Origin of the sequence: Variovorax sp. KBW07 (assembly GCF_003852515.1) — a bacterium.
GTDB lineage: Bacteria > Pseudomonadota > Gammaproteobacteria > Burkholderiales > Burkholderiaceae_C > Variovorax.
Window position 1 is genome coordinate 25,535 of sequence record NZ_QAJK01000036.1, and the last position, 15,573, is coordinate 41,107.

The 15,573-nt window shown below is 70.5% G+C and carries 6 protein-coding genes; 4 read left to right on the plus strand and 2 right to left on the minus strand.

Annotated features, from left to right (window positions below; all coding sequences use genetic code 11):
- Positions 1 to 63 precede the first annotated feature (63 nt).
- Positions 64 to 690 (minus strand): LysE family translocator, encoded by a 627-nt coding sequence (locus DBV14_RS07810; RefSeq protein WP_124458619.1) that lies wholly within the window; start codon positions 688 to 690, stop codon positions 64 to 66.
- A gap of 68 nt (positions 691 to 758) precedes the next feature.
- Positions 759 to 1,160 carry a GFA family protein gene (locus DBV14_RS07815; protein ID WP_124458620.1) on the minus strand — a complete coding sequence of 134 codons (402 nt, stop codon included), beginning with the start codon at positions 1,158 to 1,160 and terminating at the stop codon, positions 759 to 761.
- 274 nt (positions 1,161 to 1,434) lie between these two features.
- On the opposite strand from DBV14_RS07815, the gene DBV14_RS07820 reads away from it, so the two are divergent.
- The 4 genes from DBV14_RS07820 (at position 1,435) to DBV14_RS07835 (ending at position 15,446) form a co-directional block, all read left to right on the plus strand.
- Positions 1,435 to 2,214: a secretin and TonB N-terminal domain-containing protein gene (locus DBV14_RS07820; protein ID WP_124458621.1), complete on the plus strand. Its 780-nt coding sequence runs from the start codon at positions 1,435 to 1,437 to the stop codon at positions 2,212 to 2,214.
- Positions 2,215 to 2,216: 2 nt separating this feature from the next.
- Positions 2,217 to 2,726, plus strand: a complete 510-nt coding sequence (locus DBV14_RS07825; RefSeq protein ID WP_124458622.1) for an RNA polymerase sigma factor — start codon at positions 2,217 to 2,219, stop codon at positions 2,724 to 2,726.
- Positions 2,727 to 2,804: 78 nt separating this feature from the next.
- Entirely contained in the window at positions 2,805 to 3,857 is a 1,053-nt protein-coding gene (locus DBV14_RS07830; protein ID WP_124458623.1) for a FecR domain-containing protein, read from the plus strand.
- A 249-nt stretch (positions 3,858 to 4,106) separates the two neighbouring features.
- A complete protein-coding gene (locus DBV14_RS07835; protein WP_124458624.1) occupies positions 4,107 to 15,446 on the plus strand; it encodes a filamentous haemagglutinin family protein in 11,340 nt (3,779 codons plus the stop codon).
- The last annotated feature ends 127 nt before the right edge of the window (positions 15,447 to 15,573 follow it).

Here is a 15,573-nt window from a genome sequence, read left to right on the forward strand (position 1 = left end):
ATGCTTCGCGGCCGTTTTTCTTTGATGCGCGGTTCAACCGCGTAAGCAGGTTGGCGTGTTGCTTCAACCCGGCCGGCGCGCCATCAGCGCCCAGATGCCCGCCACGCTCAGCAGCGAGCCACCCGCGAAGTTGAAGCGCCGCTGCGCGCGCGGCGACGACAGCAGCTTGCGCGCCGAGCCGGCAAACACCGCATAGAGCGTGGCGTTGGTCGCGGCCAGCGCCACGAAGGTCATGGCCAGCACCCACATCTGGTGCGTCACGTCGGCTGCCGGGCTGATGAACTGCGGCAGGAAGGCCACGAAGAACACGATGCCCTTGGGGTTGAGCGCCGTCACCAGGTAGGTGTTGGCGAACAGGCGCCAGTGCGAGGCGGGCGCGGCCGGCGCGGCCATCTCGGTGGACGAGATGCCGGCACGCAGCAGCTTGATGCCCAGGTACAGCAGGTACAGCCCGCCGACCCACTTCACCACCGTGAACCAGAACGCCGAGGTGGCCAGCAGCGCGCCCAGGCCCAGCAGCGACACCACCAGCGCGGTCGAGTCGCCCAGCGCCACCGCTGCTACCAACGGCACGTTGGCGCGCCTGCCGTGCGACATGGAATAGCTGATGACCGTGAGGATCGTCGGCCCCGGAATGATCAGCAGGACGGCCGAGGCCGCGACGAAGGCGAGCCAGAGTTCGAAGGGCATGCGGTTGTCTCCAGAGGGTGTTTGTCGTTGGGGATCGTTGGGTATCGTTGTGGAAGCGATTCTCGTCGTCAGTGCCCGATGGCGGTGCGCGCGACGTGCCAGGTGCCGCGGTGCCCGTCCACGTAGCTGATCGGCGAGTTGGCCAGGTCGTCGAGGTCCGCGTCGTCCAGGCAGATCACGTTCACGCCGTACGCGCTCGCGCCGGTCTCGGGTGAATGGCCCACGCCGAAGGAGCGCACGCGGCAGTGCCGGCACACGATGTAGTGGCTGTTGCGGGTGTCGAGCATCTGCTCGCTGAGCTCGGACTCGCCTTCGAGCAGGCGGAAGGAATCCGTCGCGACGATGGCCGGCCAGAAGCGCGTCTGGGTGCAGATGGCGCAGTTGCACCGCAGGGTGCCCAGGCTCAGGTCGATGTCGGCTTCGAATCGCACGGCGCCGCAGTGGCAGCCGCCGGTATAGGTCTTTTTCATACGCTGGATGTCACGGTGTTGGGCCGCTGTCAGGCCGTCGCCGGTCACCATACCAAAGGCTGTCGCGAGGCGCCGGGCGCGCCGCCGCAAACCCTTTGCGCGGCGGGTGCGATGGGCGTAACAAAAGCGTCACTGGCCGATGCGACCATGCACTGTTACCTAAAGGTGCAAGTCTTTGCCGGCTCGACGCGTTTCCCCTTCCACTCCATTTTCCGCAGCCTGGCTGCGGGCGTGACGGCGTGCGCGGGAATGCAGCAGGGTGCGACGAGCGGCCATGGCGTTGTTTCGTGCGCGTGGCGTGTTGACGTGCCAGCGCCCTGCACGCTGGGGGCTGTGCGGCCTGGCGGCATGGACGTCGATCTTTCCCGTGCATGCAGCCCTTGCCGCCCTTGCCGCCGATGACATCGGCAGCCCGCCGCCACCCGACGATCCGCGCGTGACACTTTCTTCCTCTTCCTCCAGCTCCGCGGAGCCACGGTTCGACTTCGACCTGGCGGCCCAGCCGCTCGCGTCCGCGCTGAACCGCTTCGCCGATGTGTCGGGCCGCGCGGCGCTGTTCAGCAGCACGCTGGTGGCGGGCCGCACGGCGTCGCCGGCGCAGGGGCAGTTCACGCCACGCGAAGCGCTGCAGCGCCTGCTCGAAGGCACCGGCCTGGCAATGCAGGAAGTGAGTGCGGGACGCGTCAATGCCTTTGTGCTGAAGCCGCTCGACGCGCAAGCCGAGGCGGCAGCGAGCGCACGCGCGCGGCTGGAGTCCTACGACGGCCAGGTGCAGGCCCGCGTGTGGGATGCACTGTGCGCCGATCCGCGCACGGCGCAAGGCAACTACCGCTCGCTGCTGCGCTTTCGCGTCGACCCGGCGGGCCGCGTGCACCGTGCGCAACTGCTCGGCAGCACCGGCGACAGCCGGCGCGATGCCTTGCTGGTGGCCACGCTGGAGCGCGTGCGCATCGGCCGGCCACCGCCGCCCGACATGAAGCAGCCGCTGGCCATGCTCATCCTGCCGGCGCAGGCGGGCGGGCCCTCCTGCGAAGACGCCGCAGCAAGGCCCTAGCCGTGTCCGAAGAAGTCCGACTGGTTTTGCTCGACTTCCTGTCGCAGCGCTACGGCGAGCTGAAGCGCCGCCTGACGCGCCTGCTGGGCAGCGACGACCTGGCGGGCGATGCCCTGCAAGACACCTGGCTGCGACTGCGCCGGCTGGAAGACCAGGGGCCGGTGCAGCACCCGCGCGCCTTCCTGCTGCGCATGGCCGTCAACATTGCCGTGAACAACCTGCGCAGCCAGAGCCGCATCGTGCCGCGCAGCGAGGTCGATGCGCTGCTGGACGTGGCCGACACCGCGCCGGGCCCGGCCGAGATTGCCGAGGCGCGCTCGGAAATGGAGGCGCTCTACAAGGTGATCGCCCGCATGCCGAAGCGCCGCCGCGACATCCTGGTGCTGGTGCGCTGGCAGGGCCTGCCGCAGAAAGAGGTGGCCGAGCGCCTGGGCGTTTCGCTGAACACGGTCGAGCACGAGCTGAAGCGGGCGCACGATTTCTGCGCGGCCCACATGGGCCGGAAAAAATAGTTGGAGGATTCGCGCCGTGCCAGTTGTCTTGAACAGGAGGAGTTCCGCACCCCGGTGCGGCGCGGCCTCGTGAACACCATGTCTTCCAAGCCTCCGATAGCGCCGCCGTCCGCCGCCGACCCCCGCCACGCAGTGCCCGAAGTGCTGCGGGAAGAGGCGCGCATCTGGCTCGGCCGTCTGGCACTGGCCGAAGTGACGCAGATGGACGTGCAGGCCTTCAAGCGCTGGCAGCGCACCAGCCCCGCGCACGAAGTGGCCTTCGACGAGGCGAAGCGCCAGTGGCATGCGATGAAGCTGGCCATCGACGGCGGCCTTCGCGCCGACCCGAAAGCGGCGGCGCGCTACCGGCAACTGGCGCGGGGCAATCCGCGCGCCGCGCAGCCGGGCCGCCGTGCCTTCCTGGGTGCGGCCATGAGCGCGGCCGCGGTGGCCGGCGTGGCGGTGGTGGCCTATCCGCCGCTCGGCCTGTGGCCCGCACCCGGCGCATGGGGCGCGGACGAGCGCACCGCCACTGGCGAGCAGCGAACGCTGGGCCTGGCCGGCCACGTCCGCGTGACGCTGAACACGCAGACCAGCGTTCGCCGCGAGACGTCGGCCAACGGCGACACCATCGGCATCGACCTGCTCGCGGGCGAAGCCGCCATCGACCTGCAACCGGTGCCCGAGACCGGCGGCCGGCCCTTCGTCGTGACCGCGGGCGCGGGCCGCAGCAGCGCGCAAGGCGCCTCGCGCTTCCAGGTGCGGCACCTGCAGGGCAGCAAGGTGTGCGTGACCTGCATCGAAGGCTCGGTGCGAGTGGCGCATGCCGCGGGGCACAAGCTGCTGCAGGCGCGGCAGCAGACGGTGTACGACGCCACCTCGCTCGGTGGCGTGCAAGCCGTCGAGCCGGCGGACCTGTCGGCCTGGCGCAAGGGCGAACTGGTGTTCAGGCAGACGCCGCTTGCGCAGGTGCTCGACGAAATCAACCGCTACCGGCCCGGCCGCGTGGTGCTGATGGCCGATGCGCGGCGCGACAGTGCCGTGAGCGGGCGCTTCTCCATTGCCGTGCTCGACGAGGCGTTGCTGCAGATCCAGCACAGCTTCGATCTGCGTGCGCGCGCGTTGCCGGGCGGCTTGCTCGTCTTGAGCTGAGAGCGCTTTTTTTTCCAGAGCGCGGCATCGGCATGGCACTCGCGTGACGGCCGCATGACCACCGTGTGACTCTCGCAAAACCACGCATCGCCCCCTGCGCGGTGTTCAAAAAATGTTGGCGGAATCCGGCGGCGTCCGGTGTCTTGGCAGTAACGGGTTTTCGTCGTGCCACCTTGCATTGCTCTGCAACGTGGCCAGCGATGCGAAGCCCTTCAAGAACATCGAACCAATCATTGGCGGGAACTTCACATGAACACGGGCATGCGCGGGAACGGGGATCGACGACAGGGGAACTTCAGGCTGGCGCCGGTGGCGCGCGCCATGGCGCTGATGCTGGTGGCCAGCGGCATGGCCGGCCATGCACAGGCGCAGCGCGCCTTCAGTGGTGCGTGGTTCAACGCCAAGGGCACGGCGCAGAGCACCGCCGCGCTCACGGGCTACCTGCCCAATGGCCAGCCCGCGTCCAGCCTCACCAACCCGGTGGCGCGCCAGAAGGCCGACAACCCGCAGTGGCAACGCTCCATCAACAACCTGAACCTGGCCGCGCAGACCATCGCGGCGCAGCAGGCCGCGCAAGCCGCGGCAAGGCAGGCGGCGCAGAACGACGGCTCGGTGCCCGACGGCCTGGCCGACGGCGGCCTGAAGGTCGATAGCAACAGCCTCAGCGCCGGCTGGGCCAACGCCAATGCGCCGGTGCAGAGCGCGGCCGGCGGCAAGACCGAAGTGAAGATCGAGCAGACGGCCGAGAAGGCCATCCTGAACTGGGAGACCTTCAACGTCGGGCGCAACACCGTCGTGCAGTTCGACCAGCGCGCGGGCGCCAGGCCCGACGGCACCAACCCCTGGATCGCGCTGAACCGCATCAACGATCCGAGCGGCAAACCCAGCCAGATCGCGGGGCAGATCAAGGCCGACGGCGCGGTGTACCTGGTCAACCGCAACGGCATCGTCTTCACCGGCAGCAGCCAGGTCAACACGCGCACGCTGGTGGCGTCGAGCCTCGCGCTGTCGGACAAGCAGTTCAAGCTCGGCATCAACAACCGGCAGATCACGCTCAACCCGGGCAACGACTTCGGCATTCCGCAGTTCGGCGAATTCAATGCGACCAAGCCCGAGGTCTATGGCGATGCGGGGTTCAAGGCCGGCGTCGGCGGCGCGCCCGACAAGATGGGAGGCCTGGACCGCTTCGATCCGGGCGCGCCGCCCGGCGAGGTTCGGGTCGATGCGGGCGCGCGGCTGGCGGTGGACCCGGGCGGCAAGCTCATGCTGTTCGCGCCCAAGGTGCGCAACGCCGGCCACCTGTCGGCGCCCGACGGCCAGGTCATCATGGCGGCGGGAGAGAACGTCTACCTGAAGACGCCGCGCGGCAACGACCCGAACGGCGTGCGCGGGCTCGACGTGGCGGTGTCGGCCGTGCCGGGCTGGGGCTTCAGCTTCAACCAGGTGCTCGGTGCTCACGGGCTGATGCCGGCCTATGCCGACGCCAGCTACGTGGCGTCGGTGCGCGACGTGGTGCTGCCCGAGATGGCCGCGCGCGCCGCGCAGGTCGGCTACGAGGTGGCCAACACCGGCATCGTGCAGTCCGACCGCGGCAACATCACGCTGCAGGCCCGCGACGTGCGCCAGGGCGGCGTGCTCACCGCGACCACGGCGCTGAACAACCGCAGCGGCTCGATCGTGCTGCGTGCCTGGGGCCAGGGCGTGGATGCCCGCACCGGGGACCTCGAGGAGATACTGAACTGGTCGGCCGGCACGCTCACGCTGGCGCCGAACAGCGTGACGCAGGTGCTGCCCGACGCCAGCGACAGGTCGCAGATCGAGGCCGCGGCGCTTGCCACGCGCTACATGCCGGGGCGCGTCGAGATGTACGGCAAGCTCATCGACGTGCAGCCGCGCGCGGGCGTGATCGTGCCCTCGGGCACCATCAACGTGGAGTCGGCCGTCAACCCCATCTTCACGCAGTTGCCCTACTACAAGGGCAGCCTGCGCGACGAGAGCCGCATCTACCTGGACAGCGAGGCCTTCCTGAGCGTGGCGGGCGTGCAGGACATCCTGCTGCCGATGTCGCGCAACTTCATCGAGGCCGACCTGCGCATCAACGAACTGCGCGACTCTCCGCTGCTGGCGAACTCGTGGGTGCGCGGCAAGAAGGTGATCGTCGACCGCCGTGCCAACGGCGTGTTCGCGGGTGGCCCCATGGGCGGCGTGGAATGGGTGCTGGGCAGCGACGGCAAGACCTACATCCCAGGTGCCTGGGTCGGCACGCCGCTGGGCGACATGACGGGCTGGATCGGCGTCGGCAAGACCGACCTGCAGGAGCTGTCGGCCGAGGCCGGAAAGATCACGCTGCGCGCGGGCGGCGCCGTCATCACGCGGGCCGGTTCGCTGCTCGACGTGGCGGGCGGCTCGGTGCGCTATGCCGATGGCCGCAACACCAGCACCAAGCTGATGGGCGCGGACGGCCGCGTCTACGGCATGCAGCAGGCCATGCCCGACATGGACTACGTGGGCATTGCCGGCCAGTACCTGCAGAACCACGCGCGCTGGGGCGTGAAGACCACGTGGCGCAATCCGCTGATTGGCGCCGACATGCCCGAGGCCGGCTACACCGAGGGCCGCAAGGCCGGTGCGATCCAGATCTTCGCGGGCGGCGCGATGGTGCTCGAAGGCGACTACTGGGGCGGCAGCCTGGTCGGCGAACGCCAGCAGATGCAGCCCACGAAAAACCTGGGCGGCGAGCTGCAACTGGGCAACGGCATCAAGGACGACCGCCCCTGGTGGGCCGGCCAACTTGTGGTGAGCCGCGACCCGCACCGCCTGGCCGCGGGCTTCAACGCGCAGTCGGCGCTGGGTGACGACTTCCGCGTGCCGCCCGTGCCCGACTCGGGCGTCAAGGAGCCCGGCAAGCTGACCTATCTGTCCGACGAAGTGCTCAACCGCTCGGGCATGGGGCGCCTGTTGTTCAATGTCTCGGGCGACTTCATTCTCGAACCCGGCGCGGTGCTGAACCTGGCGCCGGGCAGCACCTTCATGGCGAGCGGCGGGGAGGCCGCGACCATCAACCTCAAGGTGGACGGCACCATTCGCGCGCCCGGCGGCAAGATAGCGCTCGACTCGTTCAACGGCACGCTCGCCATCGGCGCGGCCAGCGCACTCGACGTGCGCGGCCAGTGGATCAATGCCTGGCGCGACGGCACGGCACCCGCGCAGTGGGCCATGGACGGCGGCACGCTGGCCCTGAGCGCGGCCAAGTTCGCGATCGATCCCGGCGTGGTGCTCGACGTGTCGGGCGGCGGACGGGTCGATGCCGGCAAGCAGGGCCTGCCGAAGCTGCGCGTGGGCAATGGCGGCACCGTGTCGCTGGGCGGCGTGACGCCGCAGGCCGACCTGGCGGCACTCGACATTCGCGGCTACGCGGCCGGCTCGGCCGCGCGCTTCGAGCTGGCCACCTTGTCTCCGGTGCAGATCGGCGGCACGGCACCCGACGCCAAGACCGTGGTGCTGCCGGAAGCCCTTTACAGCGAGCGCGGCTTCGGCGCGGTGGCGGTGAACGTGGGCGACAAGGCGGGCATTGCGATTGCCGAAGGCGCCAGCGTGATGCGTCCCGCGGCGAGCATCGACCTGGCAACCTTCCCCTACCGCGATGTGGCCACCGGTGCAACGCTGGCGCAGGTCGCGCCGGTAGGCGTGCTGCGTCCGCAGGAGCGGCTGGCGCGCAAGCCCGCATCGCTCGAGCTCGGCACCGTCGACGGTCCGATCGACGTGGGCGCCGGTGCGGTGGTGCGTGCCGACACCGGCGGCAAGCTGGCCATGTCCGCGGGCGGTGCTACCGGCAAGATGAGCATCAAGGGCACGCTGGAGGCGCCGGCGGGGCGCATCGAACTCAGCGCAGCCGACCTCACGCTGGAGGCCGGGTCGCAATTGCTGGCGCGCGGCGTGCCGGTCATCCAGGCCGATTCGCGCGGCACGCTGACGGGCCAGGTGCTGGCCGGCGGCGACGTTTCGCTGGTCGGCAGCAGCGCCCTTCAGTTGCAGGCCGGTGCGCGCATCGATGTGTCCGGCGCCTCGGGCGAGGTGCAGGTTCCCGTCGCCGGTGCGCGGCTGGGTTCGGTGGGTTGGGAGAACGTGGCGCTGTCCAGCGATGGCGGCACGATTCTGCTCAAGGGCGGCAGCCGCGGCACGATGCGCGTGGCCGCCGACCTGCAGGGCCGCAGCGGCGGCGCGGGCGCATCGGGTGGCTCGCTGAGCATCGTCGATTCCAGCGAAGGCCCGCCCGCCACGCCGGGCGGCGTGACGGTGCCCACCACGCTGTACTGGCGCGATCCGGTCACCAGCAAGGTCATGAGCAAGATCTACAGCCAGGTGCCCGACCTCGACCTGTACGACGAATACGGCACCGCGCCGCTGAAGTTCACGTTGCAGATGCGCTCGGCCATTGCCGGCTTGCCGGGCGTGGTGGGCGGCGGCATGGAGATCGTCAACGACCTCGATGCACCCGGGCTCTCGGCCGTGGTCCGGCCGTGGGAGGCCAACACCGCCATCAGCCCGGTCGTGCTCGACCTGCTGGCGCGCCACTTCTACACGAGCGCGGCGCTGACCACGCATGTCGTGGTGCCCGACGTGAAGGTGCAGTCGACCTCGCGCATCCAGGCCGCCTCCATCTCACAAGGCGGCTTCGATGCGGTGACGCTGAATGCTGCCAAGGGTATTTCGCTGGCCGACGGCGTGCACGTGAAAGCCGGCCGCAGCCTGTCGCTTGCCACCTCGAAGCTGGGCAACGGCGGTGGGCGGGGCAGCGCGCAGTTGTCGGCCGCGCACATCTCGCTCGATGCGCTGCCGCTCTTCGCATCGACCGGTTGGGCCAACCCCGCGGCGCTCGGCGGGCAACTGACCCTGTCGGGCTCGCTGATCGACCTGCGCAGGGCCGTGCCCGAAGGCACGGGCGGCATGCGCATCACCGGGTTCGGGCGCACCGTGCTGCAGGCCGACGACGTCCGGCTTGGCGGCGCACTGCCGGCGACGATGACGGCCGCCACGTCGCTGCAGGTCAACCTCGACGTCGACGGCCAGCTGGTCATGAAGGCCGGCCAGGTCTACCCGTCCACCGCGATGACGGCGGTGGTGCGGGCCGGCGAGTCGATCGCCATCGAGCGACTGGGCGATGCGGGCCCGCCCGCGTTGTCGGCCGGCGGCACGCTGCGCCTTGAGGCACCGGTGATTGCGCAGAACGGCGTGCTGCGCGCGCCGCTGGGCCAGATCGAGCTCAACGCCGGCAAGAGCCTGGCGCTGGGCAGCGACAGCATCACCTCGGTCACCGGCAGCGGCATGGCCATTCCCTACGGCACGCTGTCGAACAACGAGCACTGGCTCGACCCGACCCGCCGGCGCGACGACGGCAGCCCTTCCGACAGCGCACTGGTGGCCCCACCCGAGAAGCGCATCACCATGAAGGCGCCCGACGTGGCGCTGGCCAAGGGCGCGGTGGTCGACATCTCCGGCGGCGGCGACCTTTATGCCTGGGAGTTCGTGCCCGGCCCCGGCGGCTCGCACGACGTGCTGTCGATGCCCGGCACCTACGCCATCCTGCCGGGCCGCAGCGGCACGGCGCCGGCCAGCGCCATCGAGGCCGGCCAGCGCATCTGGCTGTCCGGCGGTCCCGGCCTTGCCGCCGGCTGGTACGACCTGCTGCCCGCGCGCTACGCGCTGCTGCCCGGCGCGATGACGGTGCAGTCCACCGGCACGGCGTGGACCGGGCCGGCGAAGGCCGGCTTCAAGGCCCCCGACGGCGGCATCGTCATGCAGGGCAAGACCGGCAATGCCTACGGCGGCACGCAGCAGGCCACCGCCTCGGTGTGGCGCGTGATGTCCGGCGACACGCTGCGCCGCTACAGCGAATACAACGAAGCCTTTGCCAACGACTTCTTCGCGTCGGAAGCCTTCAAGCTCACGCAGTACCGCCTGACGGGCCAGCGCGTGGTCACGCCGCGCCTGGCACGCGACGGCGGCGCGGTGGTGTTCGACGCCACCCGCAGCCTGGTGCTGGACGGCACGCTGCGCTCGCAGCCCGATCGTGGGGGGCGTGGCGGGCTGGTCGACATCGCGGGCAAGAAGATCGCCATCGTCGGCGCCGGGCAGGACGCCGGCACGCTGCGCGGCGACGGCTACCTGGTGATCGATGCGGCGGCGTTGTCGAGCTTCGGCGCCGGCAGTCTGCTGGTGGGCGGCACACGCAAGGGCGACCCGCTGGGCGTGGGGCTGAACGTGACGGCCAGCGACATCGTGGTGCGCAACGATGCGGGCTCGGCGCTGTACGGCCCCGAGATCATCCTGGCCGCCAGCGGCCAGGTGGCCATCGACGCGGGCAGCGTGGTGAGCGCCCACGGTACCGGCGCCAGCACCGTGGGCGACCTGATCGTGGCGCCGCAACAGCGCGAGGTATACGACACCAAGGGCACGGCCACCACCGACGACGACGTGCTCGTGACGCCAGCCCGCGACTGGGGTGCGCTGGTGCGCGTGGCCAACGGCAGCGTGGCGAAGGTGCTGCGCCAGAACGTCGACACCACGACCGGCGGCATGGTGCGCATCGGTGCCGGCGCCGACGTGAACGGCGGCGCGGCACTGTTGCTGGACGCCACGCGCAACACCGAGCTGGCCGCCTCGGCGCGCATTGCCGGCACCGACCTTTCAGTGGCCTCGGGCCGCATCGGCTTCGGTGGTGGCACCGAAGGCATGGTGCTGGACGAAGGCGCGCTGGCGCAGCTGGCGAACTCGCAGCGCCTGACGCTGCGCAGCTATTCGAGCTTCGACTTCTACAAGTCGCTCGACCTCGGTGCCGCGGGCATGGCCTCGCTGACGCTCGATGGCGCGCGGCTGTCCGGCACGGGCAACGGCGACGTCGTGCTGCGCGGCGACACCATCACCTTGATGAACAGCGGCGCCGCCGCCACGGGCGTGGACGGCACGGGCACCGGTGGCCTGACGCTGGACGCCGGCACGCTGGTGCTGGGCGCGGGGCGAAAGACCCTCTCGGGCTTCGGCACGATCGCGATGCATGGCCGCGACCGCACCATCGGCGAAGGCAACGGCGGCATCGATGCCGGCGGCTCGGCACTGACGCTGACCACGCCGCTGCTGACCGGCCGCGGCGGTGCCGCGCAATCGATCGTCACGCGGGGCGCGCTGCAGGTGCTGGGCGCCGGCGGCAACGGCGCATCGGACCCGGGCCTGCAGGACAGCCTGGGCACGCGCCTGAGCCTGGGCGGCGGCAGCGTGCTGTTCGGCAGCCGCGCCGTGGCATTGGGCGGCAGCGTGGACATGACGGCTTCCGCCGGCAGCGTGGTGCTGGCCAGCGGGGCGCAGGTCGACGTGGGCGGCTTCGCCAAGAACTTCTTCGACATGGCCGCGTACGCCGATGCGGGCCGCATCAACCTGTCGGCCGTGGGCGGCGACGTGCGGCTGGATGCCGGCAGCGTGCTCCACCTTGCCGCGCACGCGGACGGCGGCAACGCCGGCACGCTGGCGCTGGCAGCATCGAACGGCGGCACGGTGGTGCTCGACGGCCGCATCGCGGCGCAGGCGGGCAACGGCGGCAAGGCCGGTGCCTTCTCGCTGGACATCGCCGCGCTGGGCGACTTCGCGGGCTTCAACCGACGGCTGAACGACGCGGGCTTCTACCGTTCGCGCCAGTTCCGCATCCGCCAGGGCGACGTGACGCTCGATGGCACCACCACGGTGGAAGACTTCGGCCTTGCCGCCGACCGCGGCAGCGTGAACATCACCGGCCGTGTCGATGCGCGCGCGGCCTACGGCGGCGCCATCCGCGTCACCGGCGGCAACGGCGTGTCGATGCAGGACGGTGCGCAACTGCTGGCCGGCGCCACCGGCGCGCTGGGCAGCGGCCGCGTCATGCTCGAAGCGGCGGGCGGCTCGCTCGACCTGCGCGGCGGCACCATCGACGTGGCCGGTGCCGACGGCGGCAAGGTGCGCCTGCGCGCGCGCCAGAACGCGAGCCACGACGACCTGGCCGCCGTGGCCGTGAAGGCCGGCATCGTCGGTGCGCGTTCGGCCGTGCTCGAAGGCATGGCCGTCTACGAAAACCAGACCTCGGTCGATGCCATCAAGGCCACGGCAATTGCCGATGCAACCACCTTCGCTGGCAACGGTGGCGCCATCGCCGGCCGGCTGGGCCTGGCGCCGGGCCTGCGCGTGATGCCCGGCATAGAGATCAGCAGCACCGGCGACCTTGCGATGAACAGCGACTGGAACCTGTTCACCGATTTCGCCAACGCCCGCGAAGGCAGCCTGACGCTGCGCGCGGCAGGCAACCTGCTGATCGACGGCCACCTGAGCGATGGATTCAACATGGCCGGCCGCACCGGCACGCTGCAGGAGTCCGCGTCGTGGAACCTGCGGCTGGTTGCCGGTGGCGACATGGACTCGGCCAATGCGCTGGCGCTCAAGCCGCTGGCGGGCCAGGCCGCGGGCAGCGGCACGGTCCGCATCGGGACCGCCGACACCGACCCCGATGCGGCAGTCGACAACGGCGCCGGCAAGCTGGTGCGCACCGGCACCGGCGACCTCGAAGTGCGCGCGGGGCGCGACCTGAAGCTGGCGCACAAGGACTCGGCGATCTACACCGCGGGCCGCAAGGACACCACCACCTGGAGCGACTTCAGCAGCGCCCCGGCCAATGCCGCCTACGGCGTGGCCGGCGGCAACCTGGACATCGCCGCGCAGGGCGGCATCGAAGCCCAACCCTCGGGACAGCGCTTCACCGAGTGGCTCAACCGGCAGGGCAACGTCAACGGCGACCGCGTGTTCGGCCCGTACCAGGACACCACCAGCACCTGCGACAGCGGCGTTTGCGTGCCGAACTTTCGCCCGACCGAGCAGGCGAGCTGGTGGGTCAACCATGGCGAGTTCAGGCAGGGCGTGGCGGCCTTAGGCGGCGGCAACGTGAACGTCAGCGCCGGTGGCGACCTCGGCAACCTGGTGGTGGCGCTGACCAGCAACATGCGCATGCGTGGCGGGCGCAGCGTCGGCGAGGCCATGAACATGGAGGTGCGCAACGGCGGCGCGATGACGGTCGAGGCCGGCGGTGCGATCCGCGGCGGCCAGTACTACATCGGGCGCGGCACCGGCGACATACGCGCCGGCGAAACCACCACCGGCCATTCGGTGACCGCGACGATGACGGGCGACACCACCTCCACTTCGAAGACCTTCATGGTGGCGCCCGTGCTGGCGCTGGGCGACGCCACGCTCAGCCTGCGCACGGCAGGCGACCTGCGCCTGCAGTCGGTGGTCGATCCATTGCTGGTGCGCTACGGCAACGGCACGACACCCGACGGGCGTGTGGTCGATCACGGCGCCTACATGACCGGCTACACCGGGCGCAGCGGCCTGAGCCTGGTCTCGACCGGCGGCGACATCACGCTGGTCAACCAGGCCGACTTCATCTTCCGCGACGTGGTGCTGCGCAACAGCGTGACGGCCGAGGACAATCTCGTGGGCAATGGCGGCAACCGCTACCCGGCCCGCCTGCATGCCACGGCCATGAATGGCGGCCTGCAGATACAGGGCGCGCTGTACGTCATGCCCGCCGCCACCAACGACGTGCAGTTGATGGCGCAGCGCGACGTGCGCTTCAACAGCCAGGATGCCGCGCTGCTGAAGACCTGGGCACGCCACGACAACGACGCGGAGATCATCATGGCCCGGGGCACGCCGCTGATGGTGCCGTCGCCGTTCCTTCCGGCGGGTGCCTCCGGCTATTCGCACCAGATCCGCATGGACCCGGTGCTGCGCAACGCGATGTCGCCGAATGTCTACCTTGGCGGGGAGTACTTCACCGACATGAGCAATCCGGATGTACTGACCCTGGCCGACGACCATGCGCCGAGCCGCATCTATGCCGCGCGGGGTTCCATCCTGGGCGCCAACATCGCCACCAACGAGCAGACCTGGCTGCGTGCCGGCACCGACATCCGCGGCATCCAGATGAGCGCGCGCAACGTGCATGCCGACGACACGACGTTGCTGGAAGCCGGCAACGACATCCTCGCGGTGACGCGTGTGCGCAGCGGGCTGAACGGGACGATCCACGGCTCCGGCAGCATCCTGGTGGAGGGCCCGGGTTCGCTGGTGCTGTCGGCGGGGCGCGATGTGTACGCCAACGACCTGCGGATCACGACGCTGGGCAACCAGCAGTACAACGCCACCGACAACCGGCCGATCCCGAAGACGCAGGTCAAGGGCCTGCCCGAGCAGGGCGCCACCATCACCGTGATGGCGGGCATGAACGGCGCGCCGGCCTACGACGCCTTTGCCGGGGCCTACCTCGACCCGTCGAAGGTCTCGGCCATGCCCGACCACCTGAAGACCCGCGGCCCCGACGGCAACACGCTGCCGCTGTACCTGGTCGACGGCACCGAGATGCGCGCCGGGCGCGAGAAGGTCACGCGCCGCGGCCTCGTGTCGTACATGAAGGACATGACCGGCGAGACGCTGGCGCCCCTGGCGGCATGGCAGCGCTTCCAGGCGCTGCCGCAGCTCGCGCAGCAGCAGTTCCTGCGCCAGATATTGCTGCTGGAGCTGCGCGATGCCGGCCGCGACCAGAACGAGCCGGGCGCTGGCGGCCTGCCGCGCAACGGCGGCTACAACCGCGGCTATGCCGCCATCGAGACGCTGTTCCCGGGCGAGCAGTGGAAGGGCAACGTCGCGGCCAACCAGATGATGCTGCGCACCATGGCCGGCGGCGACATCGACGTGCTCTCGCCCGGCGGTGGCCTGCAGGTGGCGGCGCTGGGCACCACGGTGCCCGACGGCCACGGGCTGGTGACGCTGGGCTCGGGCCACATCAACGTGTTCGTGCGCGACGACGTGACGGTGAACCGCTCGCGCATCCTGTCGTTCGTGCCCGAAGCCACCTCGCGCGGCAGCGACCAGATCATCTGGTCGAGCAAGGGCGACATCGATGCGGGCCGCGGCTCCAAGACCGTGCGCGTGCCTTCGGCGCCCGAGGTGGTGACCGACCTGGACGGCAACACCATCGTGCGCGAGAAGTCCGACATGAGCGGCAGCGGCATCGGCACCGTGGGCGACGGCGACGTCGACCTGGTGGCACCGCGCGGCACCGTCAACGCCGGCGACGCGGGCGTGCGCGTGGCGGGCAACCTGAACATCGCGGCGCTGCAGGTGCTCAATGCCGACAACATCCAGGTCAAGGGCGAGTCGAAGGGCATTCCGGTGGTGGCGGCGGTGAACGTGGGCGCGCTCGCCAACGCCAGCGCCGCGGCCTCGCAGGCGGCGATGGCCGCGCAGGACGCGGTGCAGCGCGATCGCGCCGCGAGCCGCCAGTCGCTGCCCTCGGTCTTCACCGTGCGGGTGCTCGGCTTCGGCAACGACGCGGCCGAGCGAGGTGGCGCGCTGTCGCCGCCCGCCGGGCCGGATGCACGGCCGCCGGGCGTGGCGAGCCACGATCCGAACCACCGCGTGCAGGTCATCGGCCATGGGCAGAACCTCAAGCCGGAACAGCTCGCGCGCCTGACCGAAGGCGAGCGCCGCCGCCTGCAGCAGCCCGACTAGGACCGCCACCGGGGCGCCACGGGGTGCGGCTCTCCTTTCCTCGCGTGCTTGCGCGCGAGGGAAGGGGTGCTCTTCGGCCGCTGCGCCGGCCCCGGACCTTTCTTGCAGATGCAGTCACGAAGGCACA

What these genes read in the sequence shown, in the direction of transcription:
- DBV14_RS07810 (WP_124458619.1), bottom strand. Translation starts at nt 690, where the DNA reads ATGCCCTTCGAACTCTGGCTCGCCTTCGTCGCGGCCTCGGCCGTCCTG.
- DBV14_RS07815 (WP_124458620.1), bottom strand. Translation starts at nt 1,160, where the DNA reads ATGAAAAAGACCTATACCGGCGGCTGCCACTGCGGCGCCGTGCGATTC.
- DBV14_RS07820 (WP_124458621.1), top strand. Translation starts at nt 1,435, where the DNA reads ATGGCGTTGTTTCGTGCGCGTGGCGTGTTGACGTGCCAGCGCCCTGCA.
- DBV14_RS07830 (WP_124458623.1), top strand. Translation starts at nt 2,805, where the DNA reads ATGTCTTCCAAGCCTCCGATAGCGCCGCCGTCCGCCGCCGACCCCCGC.
- DBV14_RS07835 (WP_124458624.1), top strand. Translation starts at nt 4,107, where the DNA reads ATGAACACGGGCATGCGCGGGAACGGGGATCGACGACAGGGGAACTTC.